At 59.2% G+C, this 26,746-nt stretch carries 23 protein-coding genes; 6 read left to right on the top strand and 17 right to left on the bottom strand.

All coding sequences use genetic code 11. The annotated features are described in order from the left end of the window. The first annotated feature begins 70 nt into the window (after positions 1-70). The gene (locus G7067_RS01880; RefSeq protein WP_166321530.1) at positions 71-970 is read left to right on the top strand and encodes a DUF3800 domain-containing protein; all 900 of its coding nucleotides are present in this window, start codon (positions 71-73) and stop codon (positions 968-970) included. Here the strand turns inward: G7067_RS01880 and nrdF are convergent. From nrdF to G7067_RS01930, 10 genes are all read right to left on the bottom strand, one after another. Continuing rightward, positions 967-1,935, bottom strand: coding sequence for a class 1b ribonucleoside-diphosphate reductase subunit beta (nrdF, locus tag G7067_RS01885; protein ID WP_166321531.1), 969 nt, complete (start codon positions 1,933-1,935; stop codon positions 967-969). The two genes, G7067_RS01880 and nrdF, sit on opposite strands and share 4 nt — an antisense overlap. Before the next feature lie 41 nt (positions 1,936-1,976). Then, positions 1,977-4,118 (bottom strand): class 1b ribonucleoside-diphosphate reductase subunit alpha, encoded by a 2,142-nt coding sequence (gene nrdE / locus G7067_RS01890; RefSeq protein ID WP_166325615.1) that lies wholly within the window; start codon positions 4,116-4,118, stop codon positions 1,977-1,979. After that, positions 4,118-4,546 carry a class Ib ribonucleoside-diphosphate reductase assembly flavoprotein NrdI gene (gene nrdI, locus G7067_RS01895; protein ID WP_166321532.1) on the bottom strand — a complete coding sequence of 143 codons (429 nt, stop codon included), beginning with the start codon at positions 4,544-4,546 and terminating at the stop codon, positions 4,118-4,120. The genes nrdE and nrdI overlap by 1 nt, the downstream gene beginning before the upstream one ends. 167 nt (positions 4,547-4,713) lie before the next feature. Continuing rightward, entirely contained in the window at positions 4,714-4,950 is a 237-nt protein-coding gene (gene nrdH, locus G7067_RS01900; RefSeq protein ID WP_166321533.1) for a glutaredoxin-like protein NrdH, read from the bottom strand. A 250-nt stretch (positions 4,951-5,200) separates the two neighbouring features. Continuing rightward, positions 5,201-5,599: a hypothetical protein gene (locus tag G7067_RS01905; RefSeq protein ID WP_166321535.1), complete on the bottom strand. Its 399-nt coding sequence runs from the start codon at positions 5,597-5,599 to the stop codon at positions 5,201-5,203. Positions 5,600-5,655: 56 nt separating this feature from the next. Next, positions 5,656-6,114 carry a 23S rRNA (pseudouridine(1915)-N(3))-methyltransferase RlmH gene (rlmH, locus tag G7067_RS01910; protein ID WP_205881178.1) on the bottom strand — a complete coding sequence of 153 codons (459 nt, stop codon included), beginning with the start codon at positions 6,112-6,114 and terminating at the stop codon, positions 5,656-5,658. Between the two features lie 231 nt (positions 6,115-6,345). Further along, positions 6,346-7,572, bottom strand: a complete 1,227-nt coding sequence (locus tag G7067_RS01915; protein ID WP_166321537.1) for a pyridoxal phosphate-dependent aminotransferase — start codon at positions 7,570-7,572, stop codon at positions 6,346-6,348. A gap of 67 nt (positions 7,573-7,639) precedes the next feature. Beyond that, positions 7,640-8,644 carry an alpha/beta hydrolase gene (locus G7067_RS01920; protein WP_166321539.1) on the bottom strand — a complete coding sequence of 335 codons (1,005 nt, stop codon included), beginning with the start codon at positions 8,642-8,644 and terminating at the stop codon, positions 7,640-7,642. A gap of 51 nt (positions 8,645-8,695) precedes the next feature. Next, positions 8,696-9,607, bottom strand: a complete 912-nt coding sequence (locus G7067_RS01925) for a nucleotidyl transferase AbiEii/AbiGii toxin family protein (RefSeq protein ID WP_166321541.1) — start codon at positions 9,605-9,607, stop codon at positions 8,696-8,698. Further along, positions 9,604-10,449, bottom strand: a complete 846-nt coding sequence (locus tag G7067_RS01930; RefSeq protein WP_166321543.1) for a type IV toxin-antitoxin system AbiEi family antitoxin domain-containing protein — start codon at positions 10,447-10,449, stop codon at positions 9,604-9,606. The genes G7067_RS01925 and G7067_RS01930 overlap by 4 nt, the downstream gene beginning before the upstream one ends. 124 nt (positions 10,450-10,573) lie before the next feature. Between G7067_RS01930 and G7067_RS01935 the strand changes: the two genes are divergently transcribed. The 5 genes from G7067_RS01935 (at position 10,574) to G7067_RS01955 (ending at position 16,630) form a co-directional block, all read left to right on the top strand. Further along, the gene (locus G7067_RS01935) at positions 10,574-11,503 is read left to right on the top strand and encodes a LysR family transcriptional regulator (RefSeq protein ID WP_166321545.1); all 930 of its coding nucleotides are present in this window, start codon (positions 10,574-10,576) and stop codon (positions 11,501-11,503) included. Positions 11,504-11,652: 149 nt separating this feature from the next. Next, positions 11,653-13,044, top strand: a complete 1,392-nt coding sequence (locus tag G7067_RS01940) for an MFS transporter (RefSeq protein ID WP_166321547.1) — start codon at positions 11,653-11,655, stop codon at positions 13,042-13,044. Continuing rightward, the gene (locus G7067_RS01945) at positions 13,041-14,336 is read left to right on the top strand and encodes a M20 family metallo-hydrolase (RefSeq protein WP_166321549.1); all 1,296 of its coding nucleotides are present in this window, start codon (positions 13,041-13,043) and stop codon (positions 14,334-14,336) included. The genes G7067_RS01940 and G7067_RS01945 overlap by 4 nt, the downstream gene beginning before the upstream one ends. Next, complete coding sequence (locus tag G7067_RS01950) at positions 14,333-15,829, top strand: amidase (protein WP_244301192.1); 1,497 nt, start codon at positions 14,333-14,335, stop codon at positions 15,827-15,829. Before G7067_RS01945 ends, G7067_RS01950 begins: the two co-directional genes overlap by 4 nt. A 213-nt stretch (positions 15,830-16,042) precedes the next feature. After that, the gene (locus G7067_RS01955; protein ID WP_166321551.1) at positions 16,043-16,630 is read left to right on the top strand and encodes a hypothetical protein; all 588 of its coding nucleotides are present in this window, start codon (positions 16,043-16,045) and stop codon (positions 16,628-16,630) included. 347 nt (positions 16,631-16,977) lie between these two features. Here G7067_RS01955 and G7067_RS01960 read toward each other — a convergent pair whose 3' ends face one another. The 7 genes from G7067_RS01960 to G7067_RS01990 all read right to left on the bottom strand — a co-directional run bounded on the left by G7067_RS01960 (position 16,978) and on the right by G7067_RS01990 (position 26,734). Next, entirely contained in the window at positions 16,978-18,915 is a 1,938-nt protein-coding gene (locus G7067_RS01960; RefSeq protein WP_166321553.1) for a hypothetical protein, read from the bottom strand. Positions 18,916-19,025: 110 nt separating this feature from the next. Beyond that, positions 19,026-19,364, bottom strand: a complete 339-nt coding sequence (locus tag G7067_RS01965) for a hypothetical protein (protein WP_166321555.1) — start codon at positions 19,362-19,364, stop codon at positions 19,026-19,028. A 59-nt stretch (positions 19,365-19,423) separates the two neighbouring features. Next, positions 19,424-21,595 (bottom strand): BREX system Lon protease-like protein BrxL, encoded by a 2,172-nt coding sequence (brxL, locus tag G7067_RS01970; RefSeq protein ID WP_166321557.1) that lies wholly within the window; start codon positions 21,593-21,595, stop codon positions 19,424-19,426. 520 nt (positions 21,596-22,115) lie between these two features. Next, positions 22,116-22,790 carry a hypothetical protein gene (locus G7067_RS01975; RefSeq protein ID WP_166321559.1) on the bottom strand — a complete coding sequence of 225 codons (675 nt, stop codon included), beginning with the start codon at positions 22,788-22,790 and terminating at the stop codon, positions 22,116-22,118. Positions 22,791-22,972: 182 nt separating this feature from the next. Continuing rightward, on the bottom strand, positions 22,973-23,143 hold the full coding sequence (locus tag G7067_RS01980; protein WP_166321561.1) for a hypothetical protein: 171 nt from the start codon (positions 23,141-23,143) through the stop codon (positions 22,973-22,975). Between the two features lie 41 nt (positions 23,144-23,184). Beyond that, the gene (locus G7067_RS01985) at positions 23,185-25,119 is read right to left on the bottom strand and encodes an ATP-binding protein (RefSeq protein WP_205881179.1); all 1,935 of its coding nucleotides are present in this window, start codon (positions 25,117-25,119) and stop codon (positions 23,185-23,187) included. A 247-nt stretch (positions 25,120-25,366) separates the two neighbouring features. Further along, positions 25,367-26,734, bottom strand: coding sequence for an SIR2 family protein (locus G7067_RS01990; protein WP_166321563.1), 1,368 nt, complete (start codon positions 26,732-26,734; stop codon positions 25,367-25,369). Between the last annotated feature and the right edge of the window lie 12 nt (positions 26,735-26,746).

Consider the following 26,746-nt stretch of genomic DNA (forward strand, 5'->3'; position numbering starts at 1 on the left):
ATCTCCACGCGCCGGTCCAAAAACCCACGCGAAAGCGTGGGTTTTTGCGGTTCGCGGTAAAGTCGTATCCATGTTACTCGCGTATCTGGATGAAGTCGGCGAGTCAGGTGCGTTCATTTCAAGAAAGCACAAGCACTTCAATACCAGCCCTGGTTTCGGATATGCGGGGTTTGTCATCCCCGACTCCAACGCGCGCGAGTTCGGTGCGATCTTCACGAAGGAGAAACGCATCCTCTTCTCCAAGGAGTTCGTCTCAGCTGCGAACCAGGGTGCCTGGGAGATCAAAGGAGCATCCGTATTCCGATCCAAGACTCCGACTTACGCGCCTCAGAATATCCGCGTATTCCAGAATCTCTGTCGGCAGCTGATCCGTCTCGACGGTCGATTGTTCTATTACGTCGATGAGAAACCAAAGGGAACGCCCAAGCAGGTGTCCCTCGACCAGGATCTCGTCGAACGTCGCGCTATGGAAGAAGTATTGAATCGAGTCTGCACAGCCGCCGACGCACGTGGCGAGAACGTCATGTTCATGATCGATGCAATCAACGAGGACCAGCGCTCGAAACGGCTCCCAAACATGTACGCCCATATCCTGGGTCGCGCTGCTGATAAGCCCGAAATGCGACGCGCTGTTGAGCCTCCAATGCACATCGACAGCGAGTTGAGTGCGTCGATTCAGTTTGCTGACTGGGTTGCGGCCGTCATTGCTCGTGCTGTTGAGTACCAGTTACTTGGCAACGACGACTACCAGTGGGTGGGTGAAGCACTTTGGTCACAGCACAGCAAGATCTTCACCAAAGAATCGAAGCTTCACTTTCTCACCGACCGGTCAATCGACGATCTGCACACGTGGGACTTACTCAAGCGCCAGCGACCGCTTAAGACCCCCGGATCGATCATTGCTGACCCCGAGACCGCACAAAAAATGGAGAGACTCTTCCAAGCGTCACGCTCACAGAAGAAACCCTAGAAGTCCCAATCCTCGTCTTCGGTGGCGACGGCCTTGCCGATGACGTAGGAGGAACCCGAGCCGGAGAAGAAGTCGTGGTTCTCATCGGCGTTCGGTGACAGCGACGACAGGATCGCCGGGTTGACGTCGGTCATTTCCTTCGGGAACATCGCCTCGTAGCCGAGGTTCATCAGCGCCTTGTTGGCGTTGTAGTGCAGGAATTTCTTGACGTCTTCGGTCAGGCCGACGTTGTCGTAGAGATCCTGAGTGTAGAGCACCTCGTTCTCGTACAGTTCGTAGATCAACGAGAACGTGTAGTCCTTCAGCTCCTGCTTGCGCTCTTCCGAGGCGTTCTCAAGGCCCTTCTGGAACTTGTAGCCAATGTAGTAGCCGTGCACGGCCTCATCGCGGATGATGAGGCGGATCAGGTCAGCCGTGTTCGTCAGCTTGGCGTGGCTGGACCAGTACATCGGCAGGTAGAAGCCCGAGTAGAAGAGGAACGACTCAAGCAGGGTTGAAGCGACCTTTCGCTTCAACGGATCCTCACCCTCGTAATACTTGACGATGATCTGCGCCTTCTTCTGCAGATTCGGGTTCTCCATGGACCAACGGAAGGCGTCGTCGATCTCGGTCGTCGAACACAGCGTCGAGAAGATCGACGAGTAACTCTTCGCGTGCACCGATTCCATGAACGCGATGTTCGTGTAGACGGCCTCCTCGTGCGGGGTGATCGCGTCGGGGATCAGCGAAACCGCGCCGACCGTTCCCTGGATCGTGTCGAGCAAGGTGAGGCCGGTGAACACCCTCATAGTGAGCAGCTGCTCTTCGGGGGTGAGCGTCGCCCACGACTGCACATCGTTCGACAGCGGCACCTTCTCAGGCACCCAGAAGTTGTTGACCAGGCGGTTCCACACCTCGAGGTCTTTTTCATCTTCGATGCGGTTCCAGTTGATCGCCTGTACAGCGTGACCCAGTTTGAAGTTCATCGCTTCCTTCTTCGATTTTTGTCAATCAGAGTGGGGGTGCGCTACAGCATGCAGCTGACGCACTCTTCCATGTCCGTGCCCTCAAGGGCGAGCTGGCGCAGACGGATGTAGTAGATCGTCTTGATGCCCTTGCGCCACGCATAAATCTGCGCGCGGTTGATGTCGCGTGTCGTTGCCGTGTCCTTGAAGAACAGCGTCAGCGACAACCCCTGGTCAACGTGCTGCGTCGCAACAGCGTAGGTGTCAATGATCTTCTCGGGCCCGATCTCGTAGGCATCCTCGTAGTATTCGAGGTTGTCGTTCGTGAGGAACGGCGCCGGGTAGTAGACACGACCCAGCTTGCCTTCCTTACGAATCTCGATCTTCGAAGCGATCGGGTGGATCGAAGAGGTCGAGTTGTTGATGTAGGAGATGGATCCTGTCGGAGGCACTGCCTGCAGGTTCTGGTTGTAGATCCCGTGCTCCATAACACTGGCCTTGAGTGCCTGCCAGTCTTCCTGCGTCGGGATCTCGACTCCCGCCTGCGCGAACATCTCGCGCACCCGGGGTGTTGCCGGCTCCCACAGCTGATCCGTGTACTTGTTGAAAAACTCACCGGAAGCGTACTTCGAATCCTCGAAGCCACCGAAGGTCTTGCCACGCTCGATGGCGAGCCTGTTCGAAGCCTTCAGGGCGTGGAACAGCACGGTGTAGAAGTAGATGTTCGTGAAGTCGATGCCCTCTTCGCTGCCGTAGTGCACGCGCTCGCGGGCGAGGTAGCCGTGCAGGTTCATCTGGCCAAGGCCGATGGCGTGCGACTGGTCGTTGCCGTCTTCGATTGAACGCACCGAGCTGATGTGACTCATGTCGCTCACCGCAGTGAGGGCGCGGATCGCAAGATCGACGCTGCCACCGAAGTCGCCGCCGTCCATCATCATCGCGATGTTCATCGAGCCCAGGTTGCAGGAGATGTCTTTGCCGATCTCCTTGTAGCTAAGATCCTCGTTGTACGTGGTCGGAGTGTTGACCTGCAGGATCTCGGAGCACAGGTTGGACATGTTGATGCGGCCCTTGATCGGATTCTCGCGGTTCACCGTGTCTTCGAACACGATGTAGGGGTAGCCCGATTCAAACTGTAGCTCTGCGATCGTTTGGAAGAAGTGGCGCGCATTGATCTTTGTCTTGCTGATGCGCGCGTCATCGACCATCTCGTGGTACTTCTCCGAGACCGAAATGTCGCCGAAGGGGACACCGTACACCTTTTCGACGTCGTACGGTGAGAACAGGTACATGTCCTCGCCCTTCTTCGCGAGTTCAAAGGTGATGTCGGGCACCACAACACCGAGCGAAAGTGTCTTAATACGGATCTTCTCGTCGGCATTCTCGCGCTTCGTGTCAAGGAAGCGCATGATGTCGGGGTGGTGTGCGGAGAGATAGACCGCGCCCGCACCCTGACGCGCACCAAGCTGATTTGCGTAGCTGAAGCTGTCTTCGAGGAGCTTCATGACGGGGATGATGCCGGAGGACTGGTTCTCAATCTTCTTGATCGGGGCACCCGACTCACGAATATTAGAGAGGGACAGTGCCACGCCACCGCCGCGCTTGGAGAGCTGCAGCGAGGAGTTGATCCCTCGCGAAATCGACTCCATATTGTCTTCGATACGCAGAAGGAAGCAGGAAACAAGCTCACCGCGCTGCGCCTTGCCCAGGTTCAAGAACGTGGGCGTTGCCGGTTGGAACCGGCCCGAGATGATCTCACGCATGAGGCCGCGCGCGAGCTCCTGATCACCCTGCGCGAGTCCGAGCGCAACCATGACCACACGATCCTCAAAGCGCTCAAGATAGCGCTTGCCGTCAAACGTCTTCAGCGCGTACGAGGTGAAGAACTTGAAGGCCCCGAGGAAGGTCGGGAAGCGGAACTTCATCTTGTAGGCCTCGTCGGTGAGGCTCTCAACGAACTCGTGAGGATACTGCTCGAGCAGTTCCTTCTCGTAGTACTCGTTATCTATGAGGTAGCGCATCCGCTCCTCGAAGTTGTGGAAGAACACCATATTTTGGTTCACGTGCTGCAGGAAGTACTGGCGCGCGGCTTCGCGATCCTTGTCGAACTGGATCTTGCCGTTGGCGTCGTACAGATTGAGCATCGCGTTCAGCGAGTGGAAATCCATCTCACTCACCTTCGATGAGTCGAGACCCGGCTCCATCACGACGCCCGTTGCGTCAGCGGCTGTTGCTGTTGAGACCAAAACTGTTCCAATCCTTCTTGGACGGCGGTAACGTCGTCCGGGGTTCCAAATAATTCAAGTCGATACAGGTGCGGCACCTGGCACTTGTAAGCGATAATGTCGCCCGCGATACCATATGCTGCGCCGAAGTTCGTGTTGCCAGTCGCGATTACACCTCGGATCAATTTCCGATTTCGCTCGTCATTGAGGAACCGGATCACTTGCTTGGGCACCGCCCGTTTCACCGGGCCGCCCCCGTACGTGGGGACAATCAGCACGTACGGTTCGGTCACAATGAGCGGCTCGTCCTTGGCGTAGAGCGGGATCCGCAACGCGGGTATACCGAGCTTTTCCACAAACCTGCGGGTGTTCTCGGAGACGCTGGAAAAGTAGACCAGATCAGACATCACGTACGCTCCTCCCTGCACACCTGACTGGTGTGCAGAATGCCCGCAGTGATTCAAAGGCGCGAGGCCTGAGCATCCGCTGCGGGCCGGGCTTCGCTCCGTGTGCTGATATTGCTGCCGCTCGATTTCGTGGGCGCTAGAAGCCCCCGCGAAACCCAGTGTCCGAACTAATCGGCGAGTCGACTCGCGAGCTCGGAGATCTTGTCGGGGCGAAAACCGGACCAGTGTTCATCTTCAGTCACAACAACCGGAGCCTGAAGGTAGCCGAGCTCCTTGACCGTTTTGAGCGCACCCTCATCAGCCGAAAGGTCGAGGATGTTGTACTCAATCCCCTTCTTGTCGAGCTCTCGGTAGGTCATGTTGCACTGCACGCACGACGGCTTGGTGTACACCGTAATGGCCATTTCACGCCCTTCTGTAAAAACTGCCGCACCTCACCCGAGGCACTACATATAGTGAACCATACTGCGAGCAACCACAACATGCAGTAGTTACACCAATGTAGTTTTCCACCAGATTTCCACCGAGGTACAGGCCAACTTGGGGACAACTTTCGGCGGAATCCTGTCCCTTCGCAGAGGTTATCCACAGCCTTACCCGGGCCAAAGAATTTTCCTCCACACCCTCGGCCCGGCGTGTCGCCACAAATGGAGACTAAAGCGAAATTGGCCATAGCAATTCCGTTCCGTCGGACTGAAACCAACGCATCACCAGCATCGCATCGGGGGCACTCCGGCTCCATTCTGCATCTCGACCCCGCACCACCACCCGCAAGCGTTCACCGGGCAACACGGAGCGCGGAAGCGAGAGGCCGAGGAGCCCACCCCCGGCAAGCGCGAATCGCACGGAGTGCAGCGGTGCGCCGCCGCAGTTCTCCACTTCAATGACTCCGGTGTCCGATCGCTTGACGATCCGCCAGGGCACCGGCACGGGCGCGCCAGCAGGAGCAGGCTCCTTCGTCGGGTTCGGCACAGCCGTGACTACGCGCGCCGACCCTCGGCGCACCAAACGAGGCGATGTTTGCAATCGCGTCGTGAGTCGAAACTGGTTCATAGCGGCAGGGTACTGGTGGCCTCGGACATTCACGGAAGACACCGGCTCGAAGGCCCCTATGTGTGGTGGTACGGCCTGTTCCCAGCGATCTCCTGCGCGCGATAGAGCTGCTCCGCGAGGATCAACCGCACCAACTGGTGCGGAAACACCAGCTTCGACAGGCTCCACACAAAGTCGGCGCGATCCCGCACGCGATCCTCAACCCCATAAGCCCCACCGATGATCACTACAACCGCGCGACCCGCGTCGAACGCTCCCTGCATGGTTGCGGCGAGCGCGGGTGAATCGATGTTGCGGCCGCGCTCGTCAAGCAGGATTACAAACGCCCCGCGATCCAGCTTGGCGAGGATTCGCTCAGACTCCTCGGCACGAGCCGCATCCCCTTCACGAGATGAATGCGGCAGCAGTTGCCAGGAGACGTCAAACGGTTTGCGCAGGCGCTTCTCGTAGCGCGCGATGCCGTCGGTGACCCAGTTCTCATGCTTCTTACCGATGGCGAGGATCCGAACGGTCATACACTCCCACCCCCTACCCGAGGCCGAGACGGCCTCGGCGCTGGCGTCGCGGAAGAGACCAGAAATGGCCTCTTCTCAAAGCTCCAGCGCGCATGCTTCTTAGCGATGGCGAGGATCCGCACGGTCATGGTGCCAGCGCCAGTCGACTGAGTCTCTCGCAAGTAGCTAAAAAGAAGCGGCTAAACCAGCGAAAATATGGCGGCGTAAGTGACGAAAATATGGCCGTCGCGCTCATGAGACCCGCACCCGGTCAAGGTAATCGGCGATGCGGCCAATTGCCTCGGTGAGCTGGGGAACCGCCGGCAACGTCACGAAGCGCAGGTGATCCGGCGTCGCGAGATTGAAGCCGCGGCCGTTGGTGACGAGCACGCGGGTGGCGCGCAGCAGCTCGATCACAAACGCCTGATCGTCGTCGATACGATACCGCTCGGGATCGAGCCGCGGGAACAGATACATCGCACCGCCGGGCAGTTCGCAGCTAATGCCCGGGATCTCGGTGAGGAGGCGATGGGCGGTGTCTCGTTGCTCGCGCAGCCGGCCGCCAGGCGCGCACAGTTCGCCGATCCCCAAGCCTTTGGAGGCTGGATCCAGCGCCACCGGGATCGCGTGCTGTGCCGGCACGTTTGAACACATCCGCATGTTGGTGAGCAGCGTCAAGCCCTCGAGAAAATCCGCGGCGCGCTCGCGATTGCCGGAGATCGCGAGCCAGCCTGCACGATAGCCCGCCACCCGCTGCGCCTTCGACAGACCGCTGAAGGTGAGGCAGAGTGTGTCGCGCACGTGGCGGGCGGCGTGCTCGTGGACGGCACCGTCGTAGAGGATCTTCTCGTAGATCTCGTCTGCCATCAGCACAAGACCGTGCCGCTCGGCGAGCTCCGCAAAGCCTTTCACCAACTCTTTCGAGTACACCGCCCCCGTCGGGTTATTGGGGTTGATGAGCACGATCCCCTTCGTGCGCGGAGTGATGAGTGCCTCGATGGCCGCGAGGTCGGGCATCCAGCCACTGGATTCGTCACAGGGATAATGCACGGCGCGGCCGCCGGCAAGGGTGACCTGCGCGGTCCAGAGTGGGTAGTCCGGTGATGGAACGAGGATCTCGTCGCCGTCGTCAACAAGCGCCTGCAGCACGAGGGAGATGAGTTCACTGACACCGTTGCCCAGAATCACATCGTCTGGGCGGATCCCGGTCACGCCCTCGTCAGCGTAGAAGCGCGAGACTGCCTCGCGCGCGGGCAGGATCCCCCGCGAGTCGCTGTATCCCTGCGCGCTGGTGAGGGCGCGGCTGATGGCCTCGACGATTTCGGGCGGCGCTTCGAAGCCGAACGGTGCCGGGTTGCCGATGTTGAGTTTGAGGATCTGATGCCCCTCGCGCTCAAGCCGCTCGGCTTCTTGCAGGATCGGGCCGCGCACGTCGTAGCGCACCCCGCTCAGCTTCTGGGACTGGGTGATGAGGCGCACAAGGGGATTATTTCACGGCTTAGGTATTCGTGTGGATCGGCAGCGCCCCCTGGACGTTCGCAGACACTCACTTCCGCAATGAGTCCGTCAAGGATTCGACGAAACTCAGGGATGCTTCAGAGATCTGTTCGCGGGCGTTGGCATCGCTCAGCAGGGGCTCGTTGTCGCCGCGCTGCGAGCCGTAGCTGCCGAACTGCGCGTGAGAGGCGCCTTCGATCACCGTGAAGATCGCATCTGCGGGCAGCATCTTCCGGGATGCCGCGATCTTTTGCGGGGTCGCAAGCCCATCGAGACTGGCTGAAATTGATGCGACTGGCACCGACAGGGTCTCGCTGATGTCATTTGCGGGGTATGAGGCGTACAACAGGAGTCCGACCACACTGGGGTTTTCGTCGGCAGTGCTCTGCTCGGCGGCCTCTATGGCCGCGACCGTGCCTCCCAGCGAGTGCCCGGCGACCACCCACTCCGAGATGTCGGGGTGCGAGGCTTTCGCGCTGTCAAAAGCGGGGAGCGCGAGAAACGCGATCCCCAGCGGCTGTTTTGCAATGACCACGGTGTGGCCGGCCTCCGCGAGGGGGCGCAGAACCGCGGCATACGCGTGGGCGTCGACCAAGGCTCCCGGCTGAAAGAACACTCCAGTATCACCGTTCGTGGTCACCGGGCGAAGCTCAATACTGGTCGCTGTCTCGGTGACGGTGACGGTGGAATCCGACTGCATCGCTGCGAGGGCGGGTTCGATCGCGGTGTACGGGCGCAGCCAGGCGAGGGCCGCGATCCAGCCCGCACCCAGCACGATCAGCAGGCCGCGCCACACGATCCCCCACACACCGAAGCGATGTGCTTGCGCCTGAAGGCCGTTGCTGAGGTGCCCAATGCGGCGCGGGGCCCGCCAGCCGAGCAGGAGTGCGGCGAGCGCCGACACTCCCAGGACGATTGCGTACGCGGGATGGCCGTGGACCACAGCACCCCAAGCTGTCGTACACGCCCAGAGCACGACGCCGAGGGTTGCGGTTGCCAACAACAAAGCGGCCCATGCAGGCCATGCAGCGGGGCGCGGGGTATCTGAAGTCACATGTCAATCATGCACGAGATCTGCTGGCGCACCGGAATTCTTGCTGCGTGTTCACCTCCCCCACGTTCGCGTCTCCGGATCCCAGGCCATGCCTTTCACCGAGCCCCCAAGCACGGGATCCAGAAACCTCGACATGAAAGCACGCGCTTGCTCGACCGTTGGGAAATCCTCGCAAGCTGGCACCGTTTTGGCCTCCTTTGCGTAGCGTCGTCCCCATGACACCGGAACCTGAAACGTCTGCGGCATGTCGATGCCCCGGGCTTTGCACTCTCGCGCGATCGCATGACGCAGCCGATCCGAGTCGACCGGCTGCGTCGCAGCCAGGAGCACGAGGTCGACCAGGTCCCATTCACGGCTTGAGGACCGCCCGCTGTACAGCGCGAGCGTTGCGCTGACCTTATCCGCGATCTGATCGACAACGGGATAGAGGCGATATTCATTGCTCATGAGCTTCGAGAGTTCAAGGCCGTTCGCAGGGCGAAGAACCGTCGGCTCATCGGTGACGATCACATTCACGACGAGGTCAACATTGAGTCGGCCGCGGGCGTTTGCACCGATGTAGACGGCAAATTCGACCTGACACCCGTCTGTGTGCTGCTGGCTCGCACCCCCTACCCCATCGTGGTGCGTGACGTACTCAAAGCGGAAAAAGTCACCCAGGTCGATGGACGCGGCGCGTTTCAGATCTTCGAGCGCTGCCGCGACAGAACGCTGGTCTCTGAAAAGGTCGACATCAGTCGTGGCGCGTGCTGATCCGACGCGAGCGAGGAGTCCAGTTCCGCCCTTGAGTAGCCAATCTGTATCGGTGGGATCAAAGAACACTCGGCTCAAGAAGCGCCGGAAGTACTCTTGCCGGATCCGATCGCCCGTCGACATCGAGGGATCCGCCGCTGCCGCCTTTTTCGCCGCAGAACGTATCGCTGCCTCAACAGCGCTTGGGCTCGCATAGCGTTCTGCTGTCACGTTGACCTTTCAGATGTGTTCGCCGGAGCGAGCTGGCTGAGACGCTCGACGAACCTCACCAGATCAGCGATGTCCGCCGATTCCGACTGTGCCGCCGCTCGCCGCTTCAGCTCTTGCGCTTCCGTGGGTGAAACGACCTCCATTGGCAGGAGGCGGCGCGTAGCGCGTGTCAGCTGTTTGATCAGGCTTTGCTGGTCAAGCCCAACAGTAGCGAGCAACTGCTGCAGGAGATCCCGGCCGTCTTCCTTGCGGTGCCCGTTCCGCGCTGCAAGTGGGGCAAGGAGTGCGGTGAGGCGATCCACATCGACAGACTCGCGCCGCATCGCGTCACGCAATGCGCGGGCAACATGCTCAAGTTGCGCACGTGATTCCACCAAGTCCGCAATCGTGCGTTCAATACTCGTCACGGGCAGGCCCTCGCGCACGGTCACATCGGGGTCGGCAAGAGCTCTCGTACGAAACCGCACATCGGGTCGCTGAGTTTGCCTGCGGCGCGGGACCGTGAACTCGTGACGTATGGCACGGAAATCGCCGATCCCGAGCAGTCTTGCCGCGGATTCACCGGAGACTGTCGCGCCCTCCGGACGGTCTTGAATACGCTCCCACGCGAAACGAGCGGGCTCAATGCTCAGCCAAGCTGACCGCAGTTCCTCATGCTCGCTGGTGGGTGCGCCCGCGTCGCGATACACGCCATGAGCCAGCCGCACGAGGTCACCGGCGTCCGCTAGGCGGGCGAGCATCAGGTGGCTGACTCCCCGCGCGCCCGCTTGCGCCGCAGTCACGAGACCCCACTGGGACGCAGCAACCTCGGCAAGGAGCCTGAGTGCGACGGATCGTTTCATGCTTGAAAAGTATCATCTAGAGTGAAAGTTTTCAAGCATTCTCTTGGAGCATGAGATCTGGATGCAGACTCAGTACCGGATCATTGCGCCAGCAAAACGAGCCGCCCTCTGCCACAATGACGGTATGAGCGTGCGGTTTACCCTGGTGCAGCTCCGCTACTTCGTGACCGTGGCGCGGCTCGAGCACATGACCGCGGCGGCCGCTGAACTCAATGTGACACAGTCCACGCTGTCAAGTGCGATCGCACAGTTGGAAGCGGAGCTCGGGGTGCCGCTGTTCGTGCGGTTGCCGCGCCGCGGGCTGCGTCTCACGCCTGCCGGGCACACCCTGCTTGCCCGCAGCGATGCCCTCCTTGAGGAGGCCGAACTCATCTCACGTTCCGTGCACGAAGCGGACCCCGTGCTCACCGGCGATCTTGTCGTCGGTATCTACGCGCCTCTCGCACCGTTTCGAGCGCCCGCACTGCTGCAGCAGTTCGAGCGGCTGCACCCAGGGGTGAACCTCGTGTTTCTCGAGGGCGACCAGGGCACCCTTCAGCAGGCTCTTCTCGACGGCCGGTGTGAAGTAGCGCTGATGTACGATCTGGGAGTTGGCGAGCAGTTTGCGCGGCGCGTGATCGAGACGATCCCGCCGCACATCATCGTCTCAGAGCGCCACCCGATCGCGGTCTCGGGGAGGCACGAAGTGAGCCTGTCTGAGTTTGCCGACGAACCCCTGATCCTCCTCAACCTGCCCCACACCCGCGAGTACTACCTGGGGCTGTTCAAGCTGCTCGGCATCACTCCAAGACTGCGGCACGTGTCACTCGGCTACGAGACGGTGCGTTCCTTCGTCGCCCTCGGGCACGGGTATTCGGTGCTCAACCACTGGGTGGATCACGGCATGACGTACGCGGGAGAACACGTGGTGCCGATCCGCTTATCTGAATCGCTGCCGCCAACGGAAGCCTCGCTCGTGCGTTTGAAGAATCTCCGTCCCACGCAGAAGTCGCTGGCGTTCGAGTCAGTGTGCCTGGGGATGGTGGGCGACACTGCAGCAGCGTCAAGCTCCTGACTTTGCATCGATTCCGTCGATCGCAAGCAACGAGTTTTTTCATTCGACTGATGCGACGTTGCGCATGATGATGAGGATGTGTCGCACGTTCCGGGAGCAGCACCGTCGCTGCCTCCCCGACACAGCAGCCAGCCACTGAGGAGGACGCAATGACGCTTCAATCCGATCCACCGCGCGAGGCCAAACCGGCCACCGACCCCGTCAATATCCTCACGGGCCCCCTGCCCGTCGCCGAGCGCCACGCGCTTGACCGCACAAAACGCCGCGTGTTGCTTGCGGGCAGCGTCGGCCAGTTCATCGAGTTCTACGATTTCAGTCTCTACGGACTCTCGGCCATCACACTCTCGCAACTCTTCTTCCCGGGCGAAAGCCCCGTCGCCGCGCTGCTTGCGACATTCGCGACCTTCGGAGTCGCGTTCCTCATTCGGCCCCTCGGCGGCCTGTTCTTTGGTGCGCTCGGAGATCGCTACGGGCGGCGGCCCGTGCTGTACGCGACGCTCCTCACCATCGGCGGAGCAACGGCAGCTATCGGACTGCTGCCCACCTTCGCCCAAATCGGCGTGTTCGCACCGATCCTGCTGGTCCTCTGCCGACTTCTCCAGGGTTTCTCCGCGGGTGGCGAATCCGTCGGCGCCCCCGCATTCGTCTTCGAGCACGCACCCAAGAACCGGCGCGGATTCTGGCTCAACATCACCCTCGCGGCCACCGCGCTGCCGTCGGTTGTTGGCGGCACGCTGATCCTGGTGCTGTCCTCAAACATGGACGCAGATGCCTTCCAAAGCTGGGGCTGGCGGGTGCCGTTCCTGCTCGCGCTGCCACTAGCGCTGTTCGGGTTGTGGATCCGATCCCGCACCGAGGAATCCGAGGCGTTCAAGCAGGTGCAAGCTAGCCGCGCAGGTGAGGTCCACACCCCGATCCGCGACGCCTTCCGCGAAAACTGGCTGAAGATGCTGCAGGTCATCATGGTTATGGGGCTCACCGCGATGGGCTTCTACTTCCTCACCGGCTACTTCGTCTCCTACGTCCAGACCGCGGGCGAGCTCAGCCGCGAACAATCGCTGCTGATCAACGCCGCAGCCATGATGCTGTACGCGCTGGTGCTACCCGTCGGCGGGATCCTGGGCGACCGGGTTGGCCGCAAGCCCATGCTCATCGCGGGGTCGCTCGTGATCGCGGTGCTCGCGGTGCCCGCGTTCATGCTCGTGACCTCCGGCTCGCTCATGCTCGCTCTGCTCGGTCAGTTCCTCTTTGTGCTGTGCCTGTGCACCTATGGCGGTGGCTGCTACACCTTCTTCGTGGAGATCTTCACCACCCGCACTCGATTCACCTCCGCCGCCGTGAGCTACAACGTCGGCTACGCGCTCTTTGGGGGTACCGCCCCGTTCATCGGCACCTGGCTCGTTGATGCGACGAAGCTCAACGCCAGCCCGGGAATCTACGTGGCCATCGCTGCGGCGATCGTCTTCCTCGTTCTCGTCTTCACCAATGTCCCCGAAACTCACCCGCTGAAACGGCGGGCCACGCAAGGAGTACACGCATGACCGCCACGCTGCCATCCTCTGCCGACGCGGCGAAGTTTCTCGCCGATTTTCACGAGGTTGCCAAGATTGGCGCGACCCCCAACGGCGGCGTCGATCGGCAAGCAGCCACGGCAGAAGACCGTCTCACCCGTGAATGGTTTCGTGGGTTTGCCGAGGCTCGCGGGTGGGAGGTGCGTGTCGACGGTATCGGCAACCAGTTTGCGCTGCTCGAGTTTGTTCCGGGGGCACCCCACATCCTGCTCGGCTCACACCTCGACTCTCAGCCACTCGGGGGCCGCTTCGACGGCGCCTACGGTGTCATTGCTGCCCTCCACGCCGCCGACAGGATCGCGAACCGCGTCGCCGCCGGTGAGCCGCGTCCGACGGTAAATCTTGCGGTGGTCAACTGGTTCAACGAGGAGGGCGGCCGCTTCGCCCCGTCAATCATGGGCAGTTCAGTGTTCGCTGGCCTGATGGACGAGAAGCAGATGCTTGCGGTGCAGGATCTCGCCGGCGTCACCGTCAAGGACGCCCTCACGGCGATTGGTTACCTCGGACGAGACGCCCGCCCCGAGATTTCCGGCTACGCCGAGATCCACATTGAGCAGGGTCGCATTCTCGAGCGCGAAGCGACACCTATCGGCGCGGTCGACTACAGCTGGTACACGCAGAAACTCGACATTGAGGTGTTGGGCGAACAGTCACACACCGGCGCGACGGCGATGGCGGACCGTCACGACGCGCTGGTGGGTGCCGCGAAGGTGATCCTGAAGGTGCACGAGGTCACCGAGCACTTTGAGCCAGAGACGCTCGTGTCCTCCGTCGGCCAGCTCACCCTCGAACCCAACTCCCCGATCGTTGTAGCGCGCCGAGTGCACCTTGTGGCCGACCTCCGCGCGGCGGACAAGGCGGTGGTGCTCACTGCGCGCGACCGCCTGCGGGCCGAGATGGCGGAGATCGCGGCGGCGACAGGGCTCACCATCAACGCACGCGACTTCGATGTGCGCGACAATCAGCACTACCCCGAGGCCGGTCTCGCGCTTGCGGAGCGTGTCGCGCAGGAGCTCGGTCTCGGTGCGCGGCGCATCCGGACGATGGCGGGGCACGATTCCGTCGCAATAAACCGGATCGCGCCGACCGTGATGATGTTCATTCCGTCGATTGACGGTGTGAGCCACTGCGAGCGCGAGTTCAGCCGCGATGACGACATGGTCGCCGGTGTGTCGATGCTCACCGAGGTCGCCTGGAACATGCTGCACGGGGCGCTGGATCACGCGCACTCCGAGCCTGCACTGCAGGCGGCGGGATCGTGACCGCGACCGCCGCGTCGGTTCCGCTGACGCTGGCAGGCACACACGACGAGGTCCTGTCGCTCAGCGCGACCGCGGCCCTCGCGGAATTTCGGGCGGGCACGCTCGCGCCGAGCGATCTGCTGCGCGCGACCGTTGCGCGGATCGAGGCGGTGAACGGTGATCGGGTAAGCGGAATTAACGCGTTCACCGAGACGATGTTTGAGACGGCGAGCGCGGCCGCAGCTGCCGCCGATGACGCCTACGTGCTGGCGCGACGCGACGGCTCTCACACGCCGGCGCTGTTGGGGATCCCCGTTGCCACCAAAGAGAAGCACGGGATTGCCGGGCACACTCTCGAACAGGGACTCGCTGCGTGTCGCGGCGAGATCGCGGAGTCGAACCACCCCGTTGTGGATCGTGTACTCGCCGCTGGCGGCATCATTCACGCCCGGACAACCTCGCCTGAGTTTTCGTGCGCGACGGTCACGCACTCTGCCGCATGGGGCATCACTCGGAACCCTTGGAATCTGGCGGCCTCGCCCGGGGGCTCCTCCGGCGGTGCCGGTGCGGCACTCGCCTCGGGCATGACCACCCTCGCAACGGCGTCAGATATTGCGGGCAGCACCAGGGTGCCCGCCGGCTTCACCGGCACCGTGGGCTACAAAGCGCCGTTCGGCCGCATTCCGGGCATGCCCCCGCTCGCGGCTGACTGGTATCGGGGCGATGGACCGATGGCCCGGACCGTGGCCGACACCGCCCTATTAGCCGGCGTGATGAGCGGCCGCCACCCCCTCGATCACGGCTCGTGGGGCCCGCACGGGATCCGCCCCGACGCGGCACAGGCCACAGGCCCTGAGGCGGTCGCGGGCCTGCGGATCGGTCTGGATCTGACGCTTGGCGACTATCCCGTCGCGCCGAGCATCCGCGCGAACACCGAACGGGTTGCGCGACTGCTCGAGGCGGCGGGCGCCGAGATCGTGCCGGTCTCTCTGCCCTGGAGCACCGAGCAGATCAGCCGCACGATATTTGCGCACTTCGGCCACATCCTTGGCCCGGCGATGGCCGCGCTGACGGCGGGCACCGAGGCGCAGCTTGCGCCATACACCCGGCAGTTCATCGCGGATGCGGCCGCCGCAGCAGCGAATGTCTCGCTGCCAGAGTCCCTCGCCCTCGATGCGGCCGTGCAAAAGGATCTCGCGCACGCGATGTCCGGTATCGATGCGCTCCTCACTCCGACACAGGCTGTTGAGATGCTCGCGGCCGACGGCAACTATCTCGACGGCATCGACGTGACCGACGCCGAAGGCGGCGTGTGGCATCTCGGCCACTACTGGGAGGGTCACATGACCAGCCCGTTCAACATCGCCAACCGCTGCCCGGTACTGGCGGTCCCCAGCGGCATGTCAGGTGTAGGGGTGCCGACCGGCGTGCAGATCGTCGGTCACCCTTTCGACGAGGGCATGGTCTTCCGCGTCGGCGCGGCGATCGAGGCGCTCGGGGCGGGTACTCCTTGAGTGCGCCGTGACCGACGGCTGAACCGGATGGCCACCTTCCTGGCGAACCACTGCTTTGGAGTTGACATGTAAGGGATATAGAGCCGAAAGGCACACTGAGCGTCTTCGCGTGGAATCACTGAGCATGGCACACAGAATAGTCCGGTCCGCGGCCGTAGACTATGAACCCCCAGACTCTCAACAACCATCACCTCTTGTATCCTGGAGCAACCTTTGGCCCTTGAATTGACACCACTGATCACAGGCTTCGTTGGAGCGATTACCGCCGGAGGCCTGAACGTCGTAGTCCTCCGCTTGCAATCAAAAGCGAACCTAAAAGCACTTGAAGTACAACTGTCTGCTCAAGCCAGGGAAGGGACCCTGCATCGGGCATCCCAACTGAAGATCGAACGGGAACGTCATCAAAGACAGCGTATTGAGGAAGCTCACGAGCAGCTTATGCTTTGGTGCTACCAGCTTGAGGTGACCATGGATGACATTTGGCACGGGATTCATTCCAGTGACGCGGAAACGGTTTCCAATACTCAACATCTTCTGGACGAATGGCCTTGGGAAACCCTGAGAAGGCCTGCTCCTGCTGCTGCTCTTAGCTACTACTGGTCAGAAAAGACCGTTCGCCTAATCTATGACGTTGAGGCTGAATCCGCCCACTTCTCAACGAACGCCCGCATGGCAAATGGACTCAGCGCCTTGTCGAGCGAGAAGGACGATCGCATTTTGCGCACGAATAAGGTGTGGGAGAACCGTGGAAGAGTGCGTTCAGCAATAGAAAAATTAGGCAAAACATCAGCAGTGAGTTGAACAGCAGTTCAATGTAGCGTCGACCTTTCATCTGATTGCGGAATCACGGAAGGGATCGCCAAATGAAGCAAGGGACAGCCCCATCGATAGCAACATAGCCCTAGCCATTAAACTCATCGATTAGGGTCTCGCGCGAAAAGCACCAGCACGAACCGGAGCAGCGCCAAGGTCAAGTTCGAACTAACGGCCCTCAACAAGGCGAAGAAGAACATCTGTGCAGAGGAGCCTCCCAGCAGCGTTCGCTCCGGGTGCCCGCGCCATTTCTGTGACCTCTGGCAAAGCCTCCGTGGCACAGTCATTTGCGGACGGTTGGCACGAGATCAGACCGCACGTTTACCTGGGCTCGCTCAGGAGGTTAGCCTACTTGGGAGATGAACACCGATGTAGCCAATATAAAGTCGCCCGTTGAGCGGAGTGGCATCGTGAATGTGCATTCGCATGGCTTTGCCATTGTCCTGAGTGAGACGAAAGTGCGTGCCCATAAACACAAGGCCCCCTTCTTGGACTTCTTCGGGGACAGGGAAGCATCTGGGAGCGGAGAACTTCTTGCGAGATTTGACACTACTTGATTCATCAGCGGCGAACTGCGCGGGTGTCACACTAATGCTGCGTTCCTGGATATACTTTCCAAGCCCCTGGACGCCATCTTCGTTCCCAAATTGCCGAGCATACCGCTCAAGTTCGCACGCAATCGTCCAGGCATCCCGAAGAATCAGGTCTCGAAGCTTGGCATCAGTTATAGTGCTAGCAGCCTTTCTGTCGCCTGTAAATGAAACATGCTCAAGGCTCTCAATCTGTTCAAAAAGATCATGAACCGTCTCGGGCACCGCGATAGCCAATAGGTCGTCAGCATAGCTATCGTTTGGCAAGTCCCAGTCGACTTCAGACGTTTGAAGGGCCGAGAGTTTCGCAAGTTCATTTGCGTAGTGGCTTGCGCGTTGAGCTTCGCGAGCAGCTGCATCGCGCTGTTGCCGCAAGATCTCGCCAACTTCACGGGCTTCTTCATCCTGCACAGCCAAGAGCTCATTCAGCTCGTCGTTCTCGCGTTCCAATTCAGTCTTTGCGTCGACAAGGCTTTCAAGTTGGCGACTCACGTTCTCAATGGCTTGCTTCTGCTGCTGGCTGTTTACCACCTCACTCAAGCGCCGCCGAGCGGCTTGGAACACGCTCTTTAGGCGCTCCCCAAGAGGAGTATTCCGCGAAATCCTGACTCCGAAGTCCGTAGCCGCCTGCTCGACAATATGCTCGATTTCTTCCGGATGCACCGAATACCGGGAGGGCGAATCCTCGACGCTCTCTGACGACTCACCCTCATCAACTCGCAATAGCGTCGTCGTCAGAGGCGGAAGGGGAGGTGTGGCTTTTTCCGCCTTCCGCTTTGACATCACTACGTCGAAGAATTCGAGAGCGCGACGAGATTCAGCACGCTCAAACTCCTCATTCAGGGTTTGCAGAGCCTTCGGAAGAGCAATCTGGGCACCACTCCGCATTGCTTCGAGGTGTAACCGCCGACTGAGGTCCTTTGAAGACGACTGCCTCACTTCAGCAGCGCTAAACCACCAGTGTCTGCGAGCGTCCAAGTCGTCATTAGTGTCGAGTCCAAAATGGTAGGAATGTACGCTGCCGGGATACACACGATACCCTGGCCTAACCAAGGAATTGAATTCAGTGAATGCCTCGGGATCGAGCTTCCAGAATGTCGCAAGCCCATATAAGGGTTCAAACGACTTTTCTACGTGATCTTCGTCTTGGGCCGTCCAGGAAGTTCCGCCGGAAATGAGTGCGGGGACGACGCGGTCTTCGGCTTCAATCACCTCGTCCAAAAATTGCCCAAGATCGCCTATTCTAACGACTCTTAGTCCCTCAGTAAACCCACTTATCCGATCCCGCGGTTCCGCCTTCAAGGCTTTGGTAAGCCGCAAAGTAAGCTTCGGCGGGCTAAAATGAGAATCATCGCGACCAGATTCGACGTCATACCAAAGCCAATTGTCTCCCCCACCTTTGCTGACAAGAACCGTGATGGTTGAAAGGTATGTGTGAGGGGCTTTTCCGGCAAGCACCCTCCATCGCGCGACATGTGAGTCGTCTAGCTCTAGCCGCTGAAACGATGCCCTGAAGTCCCCGCCAATAGCAACGAGCCTTGCCCCAAGGTCAGTAGGCAACCGCGGGGCCTCCCGGCGAGTATCCAACCACCCTTGCAAGGCTGCCCGGGCCAGTTCAAATGTCGCTTCTGGTACCCGATCCCCTGCATCGAATCTTTGAACCACGCGGTGCTTCAGCGCCATTGACCATACCCATCTATCAGTGCCGATCCGTTGGGGCATTGAGAACCCATAAGAATCCTAGCGCCAAACCACACAGTCGGAGCCTAATGGCCCGGTCACCGAACGCCCAATCATCCGCCGCATCTGCGGAAACTCTCTCGCCGTTCGTCAAGGGCCTTATCTCGAACCACCAGCAAAAATTCGCGGCTACCTAAAATAATCTCTGGGCGTTTGAGGAGTTGTTCGTTTTCTCGAGCCATGTTGCCAGACCTCCAACATTTTCCTCTTGTCTGTGCGTGCGCATCGTCACACACACCAACAGCCTGCTCGGCATATTCGCGCTTGACTTCAAATTCGACGAGCGCGCCGTCAATACGGGCCTCGACGCCTTGCCAAGCTTTCTCCCGCGCCGAATACCAATTCCCCCTCTTCCGCTCGGCACCTGCGGAGGCAGCAACAGCTGCCCCCATTGAGGCAAGAGCTTTTGGGTGTGCCCTCGCAAGTTTCTGGACGGCGTGTAGCTCCAGATCTAAAATCGCGCAGCATCGTTTTCGCGAATATATGTAACGCCGAATGCGCGCACTTGCCGAAATTCTTGTCGAGTCGTGGCAAAATCCATCCAGCCCCCCTCGAATTTCTGAAATATGTCGAGGCCACGACCCAAATTAATGCGCCATCCCGTGTCTGCCGTGATCCAGCGATCATGCGCGGAGGGGTCGAATGACACCTTCAATTCAATACCGTATTGTACAGAACGGTCGTGGATATCTTTGAGCATCTCGAGTTGCCTACCCTTAAACACCGGGTCGGGGTCTTGGCTGGTGACAAGCACAAACGTGATGTTGTCAGCGGGGTCTTTGGCTCCGGCGAGCATCGCCAGCAGCTCAACAAGGTTCCGCCCTTGGTGCGGCTGTCGCAAGTAAGGATCTCGGAGACTAATCTCGGTAGCACCCGCGAGATATGGCATCAGCAACGTTTCGAAGCTAACACCGCGCTGGTTTTCGGAGTAGTCACGTTGCCCAGCAAAAAGCGATTCGGAATCGTCTGCTTTGGTCGTGCTAGTTGCCTCGGCCACGGAAGCTACGGCCCCCAAGCGTGGTGCGCCAGTAGACGGCGCGCGATCCACTCCGCCTTCATCAGCTTGATCCCCTGCTGCCACACCAGTCGAACGATAGTAGTGCTGCGGGTATTCGTCCTCTTCGAGCGTAGTGACTGCGCACCATTCACCCGTGTTCGTTTCGTAGCCGAACTTCACCTGGGCCATGGTGTCGTCAATGCGGAGGATCTGGTCCTTAACTCGTTTGCGGCCCTCGACCGCGAACCGCAAAATCTCTTCAATTTCTTCGGGCGCCGCCTGCTCGTGAGGGTAGAGCAACTTCATAAGCCCCGAGAAGGTCTTGTGAATCGCATCGCGATCCCGAGTCGAAATATCCTTCCCGAGCGTGAAGTGTTGCTGGTAGCGGTCGGAGTAGTCGACATTGCGCATCGACTTGAGCACCTCGGCGATGTAGTCGACGACAAAGCCGTAACCCTCGGAAAACATCTCGCCGCGTATTGTGTCGACCTCCCACCCCGGAATGTAGAAGTGCAGGCGGTCAAGGTATGCGGGGTCGTGGTAGCTTTCGGGCAGCTCATCGAAGAGGTCTGAGTGCTTCAGCATGTACGGCACGGTGTGCGAGGTGTTGCCGACGAACACCATCGACGCTTCTGCCCCGAGCGTTTCGACACCTCGCGAGAATGACTTGTTCGCCATGTAGTTTTTCATGATGTCTACGAGGGCCTTGTCGGTGCGCTTCTTCTTGCCCGCGAACTCGTCGAAGGCGACGACGTCCCAGTACCCGACGAGACCGATGCGCCCGTTGGTGTTGTTGACGAACAGCTTCGGTACGGTCACTTCGCCGCCCGAGATGAGCATGCCGTGCGGCGAGAACTCGGAGTAAATGTGTGACTTGCCGGTGCCCTTGGGGCCGAGTTCGACGAGGTTGTAGTTGCGTTCAACGAACGGAATCAGGCGCACAAGCTGCAGCAGCTTGGCGCGCCTGCCAAACATCTCGGGGTTGAAGCCGATCGACTGAATGAGCAGGTCGAGCCATTCGTCGGTGGTGAACTCGTAGCGCGCTGCGAGATAGCCGGCGAAATTGAAACTCGACATCTGAATGGGCTTGAGCGATGCGAGAACCCACGGCGCGGCCTTTGGCTCGTCTGTGTGGAGGTACTCAATGTCACACAGGCACCACACCCCGCCGACAAGCAGCTTTTGGTGCGCATTCACCGTGCCGGAGTCAACGACAACACCCTTGATACCGAGGTTCACGAACTCGGCTTGGTAGACATCGTCCTTCTCGTTGAGGGTGACGCTCACGCGATCAATGATGCGGTAGCGACCCTTCTCTTTGATCTTCGACTTGACGAGCTCTGACTGGTTACGGTGTACGTAGTGCTCGGCAAGAATCAAGCGAACGGTGTCGATGCCGCTCTGGATCGTGGCCTCTTCATCTGACGCCGCATACTGCCCGAGCAGATACTCGAGTACATACGAGGGCACGATGGCGTTGCCCTTGACTGCCTTGACAAGATCCTTCCGCACGACCATCCCGGCGAAGTGCTCGTTGATTTTGCGGTCGAGTGGGGTTTGGTTTGGCTGCTGCGCTTCGACTGCCTCTTGTGCCGTCTGCCCCTGTGTTGCTTCGTCGCTGTGCATCGTCACTTCACCCTTTCGCTGCTCCCTCGATTATGACAGCTCAACCGTTTCACAGGCCTCCGACATCGTGGCACGACACCTCAGCTGTAGCCGGAAGCTCGGGCGACACCTGGGCATAAACGCACTGAAGATCAGAGAGGCATTGTTCGCCCTCGATCATCAAGAGCGCGCCGCGGTGATTCATGAGGCCTTACAAAGCCTTGATGGCGCCCTCATTGAGCACATAACCAAGACGAGGTTGATGCGGCCGAGACACTGAGTTGCGGAGCCGCATCGATAGTGTTGAGGGCGGCAAGTCTGAGGCGACCGAATCAATGACACCCGACTAGCCTGTATCGGGCAGATACTTCCCGGGATGAATCAGGCACCCCTGGTGCGCAGAATGGGCGTGAGCAAGTTTCCGTTTCGAGTTGTCGGCTGCGTCGCTGAAGAAAGCCTTGTCGTGCTCGCCTACGCGCGCGCGAGACGCGAACCAGGCTACTGGGATACTCGACGCACTGACTACTTTCTAGCCTGCAGCTTATGGCGAAGGAGTGGGCGTTAATGACGAAGACGGAAATAGGGTGGATACCTGGTGAATGAATGCTTCCCCCAAATCGAATGCGAGACCACTCGTAAATGCGAGCGCAAGGAGCCCCACAAAGGCGGCGACGATCCAGACACGCAAGCCAGTGGCCCATTTGTTCAGCCAGAACAGCGCAAGCCAGAACCAGCGCGGACGGCCGCCGGAAGCGATATTGACGGCCGAAATCGCCGCCAAGCAAAGCGCCATGAAGACCAGCAGCATCAACATGCACAAACCTGCACCAATCATCTGATTCGCGACCTGCTGAAACTCCCCGTGTTTCGACTGGAGAAATGAACCTATTGCACCGTGTTTTGCGACATAAGCTCGCATTACTTCCACGGCCTCACCGTGGATTGGAGCGTTCTGCAGCCAGTAGGCATTGAACAGGCCAGCGGTCCAGAGAGCCGAGCTCAACAAGATCCGCCAAACGACAGATCTGCCATCCACGCACTTCTTCACCCAGAAGACGAGAAAAGCGACAACAGTGGCCAGGAACACAAGCGCGGAGAAGACCACCAGCCACACGGTAATTTCGCCAACGTACTCGGAGTATCTTGCAACCGCAACAATGGTGGCGATGACCAAGAGAACAATGACCCACTTTTCGTTCTCGTCGGCGATCCGCAACACCGGGAGTCGCGCATTGAGCCGCCACGGAGTTGCCCGCCTCGCGATGAGGATAGCATCGTTGAGGGAACGGTTAGTCCCTGTCCGCTTGGGCGCAGCGGCATCCGCGAACGCGGAACCCATAATGACACCGGGGACGATAAGGGCAGCACTAAGCCAGATAGAAAACAGTGTCGGTGGATTCACCAGTCGTCACCGCGCCCGCGTGGAACGTTGTTCAGCAAATAAGTAACGACGATGCTAACAACCATCGAAACAACACCTATGACGATGTCCCACGTATGTTCAGAAAGAAATTCGCTCATGCGCACCAGCCTGTCGTTCGGGTCTCTATATCTGTCACCGAGCACCACATCTTCTCCTACTACCTGTACTGCCTGTAATGCTTGCCGCGTCACTCATCTGCATAACTGCCTTCGCCTGAATTATCTTCTCCGCCTGTCCATACAGCTTCAGCGTCGAAGCTGTCGTGTTGTCCCTGATCGGGTTCGTGAGCGGTGGCATTTGCGAAGCCTTGCCAATCGTCAGCGATAGCCTTCCAATCCACGGTCCGCTCCACGAGCTCGTCGTTGTCATTTTTACCTGACCAGACGTTCCAGAAGTCTGGGTCATCTGATTGAGGGCGTTGCTCTTGATTGAGCATACGCATTTCCACCGACACTGGCAGTTCTGAAGCCCAGCCAAGCAATATCGCGTTTCGTGAGGGCAACGTTGGTAGATCACGCAGAAGCCCACGAAGGTTGTCAGGAACAAGTCGCTGCACCAGGTCTTGGTCCGTGTGGTTACTTAGCCTGTGAAGCAAGAAGCTGTTGCACTGCGACAACACTGTCGGCGAGAGCTCGCTTGGTCTCTGGGAGGAGAGAACCAACCCGAGTCCGAACTTCCTGCCCTCCCGCGCGATCTTTTCGAAAATGGCGCTGCATGCATCCTGCGCACCTTGTATATCACCGTCCGCAGATCGACGTTTGATAAATGTGTGGGCCTCTTCCATAACAAGCACGGTCGGGAGGACAGCGCCGTCATTGAGTTTGCGGTAACGTTGGAGCGCTTCAAGGGTCATACGGGCGATGACTGCGGTGATGACATGAACCGACTCTGCTGGGAGAAGTGAAAGGTCTAGTACGGTGATTACCGCACTGTCCTCCCGCGTTTCACTCCCGAAGTGATTCTCGAGCCAGCTCGCAAGAGTTAACTCCATGTCATCCCCGGCAATTTGCCGCAACTGAACATTTGATATGAGCGATCGGATCCTGGTCACCAAGAAGTCGGTAAATTGTGACACCTTTTCCTCGACACCGAGTTGTTCAAAGTGGTCCGCGAGCGTCTCAATTCGAAATGGAAGCGGTGCGTCTTCGGAAACGCAGTCCGTAGCGATCGAACCTCCGAACTCATTGGCAATCTCGGCCAAGCACGTAATCGTGTACTTCAGATCGTTCAGCTTAAACGCTCGGAAGTACTCTCCTTTACCGCCTTCCAAGGTGTTCGCCTGCTCGTCTAAATATTTCCCTAGTCGGCCTGCCAGTATAGAGAGATTGTCCCCTTCTTCGGCGTAGTAATTGAGATCTTCGACAACTGTTCGCATGTACTTGCCAACCATCGTCGCTTTGTCTTTGTAAAGATTCTCGGAAATATATCTCCCAAGCAGTACCATCTGGGAAGTGAGATAGCGGCGAACCTCGCGGCTACGTAACTCTGCGGTTTCAGTTCCCCCCGAGAGGCCGCTCCTGACATCTCGCAACGCTCGCTTCAACAAAGGGCGCTGTGTCGCCGCGCTCGCTTGAGCGATGGCGGCCCATTCGTCACTATTCCACAACCACGTTGGCACAACCATTTGCTGAGCGCCATCACGTGGCTCAACAGAAAATACTCGGGCGCCAAGGTCATTGAAAGTCTTCGAGTACTCGCCGTTGGGGTCGAGCACGATAAACCGTGCATTCGGGTCTGAACCGGACTTCTTCCTAGCCGCTTCAAGTGACCACCGAATAAGCCCCGCCACGGAACATGATTTGCCGCTGCCCGTGTTGCCAAGAACTGCCAAGTGGCGTCCAAACAATCGATCCGGGTCAATCATCACATTGGCGTCTGCGGCGAGCGGACTCGTGCCAATCTTCACGTGACGATTGTCGCCCGATTCGACTATCGCACGCAGCTGCGCCACTGTTGGTAAGACTGCAGGGTCGCCGACAGTGGGAAAGGTCAGCACCCCGCGCTTGAACGAATACGACTCATCCCCGTTTTTCCCTGTGCCAACACGCGTCAACTCGCCGAGCGGGCTCAGGCTAAGTTTGCGCATCGGGTATGGAACATCGAGCAGACCAAAGTCTTGCATCCCCTTACGCAGGGGTACCGCGACCGCTCCACAGTTACCCATTCGACTTGCCCAACAACGAAACCGACATCTGAGGGAAGAAGCAGATAGCTATTAATACGAGGAAACGTGCGTGGCATTCCTGTGTTCATTGCGATCGAATCAGGTGCCTCAATATCGAGCATGACCTCAATCTTGTCCGGCGCCAGAAATTCGACTGATCCAATGCGCAACGAGTCCGCAAACGCCATAGGGGTGTATGTCATGATCAAGCACCACCTTTGGTGCTCTTGCCGTTTTCATCCGTGCGAGGGTTTGGTCCGATTCGCTGCCTAAGTAGATCAGCCATCCTCCTGGAAGCAGTGTCGATCGACGCCTTCGGCAGGTAGTGAGAGGTGAGAGGTTCAATACCCGCCAATTCTGGCCCAATCATCAGGGAGATCTGCGCCTGGCGGCCCCAATTCTCGTAAGCGTCCATAATCCGGCCAAGTTTGTCATCATGCGAAATGATCACCAAGTGCGTTGACGGAATCGTGAGCGCATCACGAATAACGCGGTTGATGTGTTCATCACCAAAACTGTACCCGTAGGTCACGAGGGTGCTATTCGGGCGAGCGACCGCCGCTGCTAGGTCCCGAAACAGCTCGACATAGGGGTACTCCGCAGTCTCCCTGTCCTTGGTTGAATTTGGGTAGATGATGAGACTATTTGCATCGGCACCTTCAAGACCTGGAGCATCGAGATACGGGGCGATGTCGCGAGCGCCGAAAGGAAGCCCCATACGTCGTATCGACTCGTCGACGTTTACCCAGTCAAGTGAACCGTGCAATTTGGTGAGTCGCGCAACTCCTTCCACAAAACGAGGTTCACCGCGAATACCCGGTGGGTTGTAGTGGAGGTCGAGATCCATGCGAGACGAACGAAAGATTGGAGCCAGTGAACCGACAAACCGGTCGAGCAAATGCAAGCCCGCGAGTTCCGCTCCAATTTCGAGCACGCGATCATAATTGGTAGTGAAGATACTCAAACGGTCGCGGCTACCAGTGCGGCTGGCAAAGCTCATCAGGAACGACACAAGCGCATTGAAAGCCTCCGCCCTTTTGTCGTGTTCCGCCGTCGCTAGAGCCCTTTCGCCGTCAAGAACTGACTGCGCGAACTCGCGCAGCACCCCCTCCAGCTCGGTTCGCAGTCCGTCTGCACGATCGTCTTCGAGGATCTCGAGACCGCGAAGAAGCTGAGTGGCCACCCGAACCTGATCCTCAATGTTTGGCTGCTCCCGACCGGCAGCTTCGGCTGATACTTGAGCTTGAGGCTCAATCAAATTATTGAACTGAGGGAAGTCACCACCGGCCATCCCCGAGTTCGAATTTGCCTCGGCAAGGTAACTAAGCCCGACAGTGAGCCCCGAGCCAACCAAAAGATTGAGATGATCTGACTGCAACAACGCAGTCAGCCAGGGCTCAACACGTTCGCGCAAATCTCTCTTGTGAACCCTTGCGTCACTGTCATCACACCAATCCGGATTTACCGTTCCGTTGGCAGGAGTAACGTACCCTCCATCCTCCAATGTGAACACAAATGGTTTCGCGTCATCCCGTACCTTGAGTATGTTCACCGGTGGTGTTGAGTCGGCCATTTCTAACTCCTT

The organism is Leucobacter insecticola, assembly GCF_011382965.1.
Taxonomy (GTDB): Bacteria; Actinomycetota; Actinomycetes; order Actinomycetales; family Microbacteriaceae; genus Leucobacter; species Leucobacter insecticola.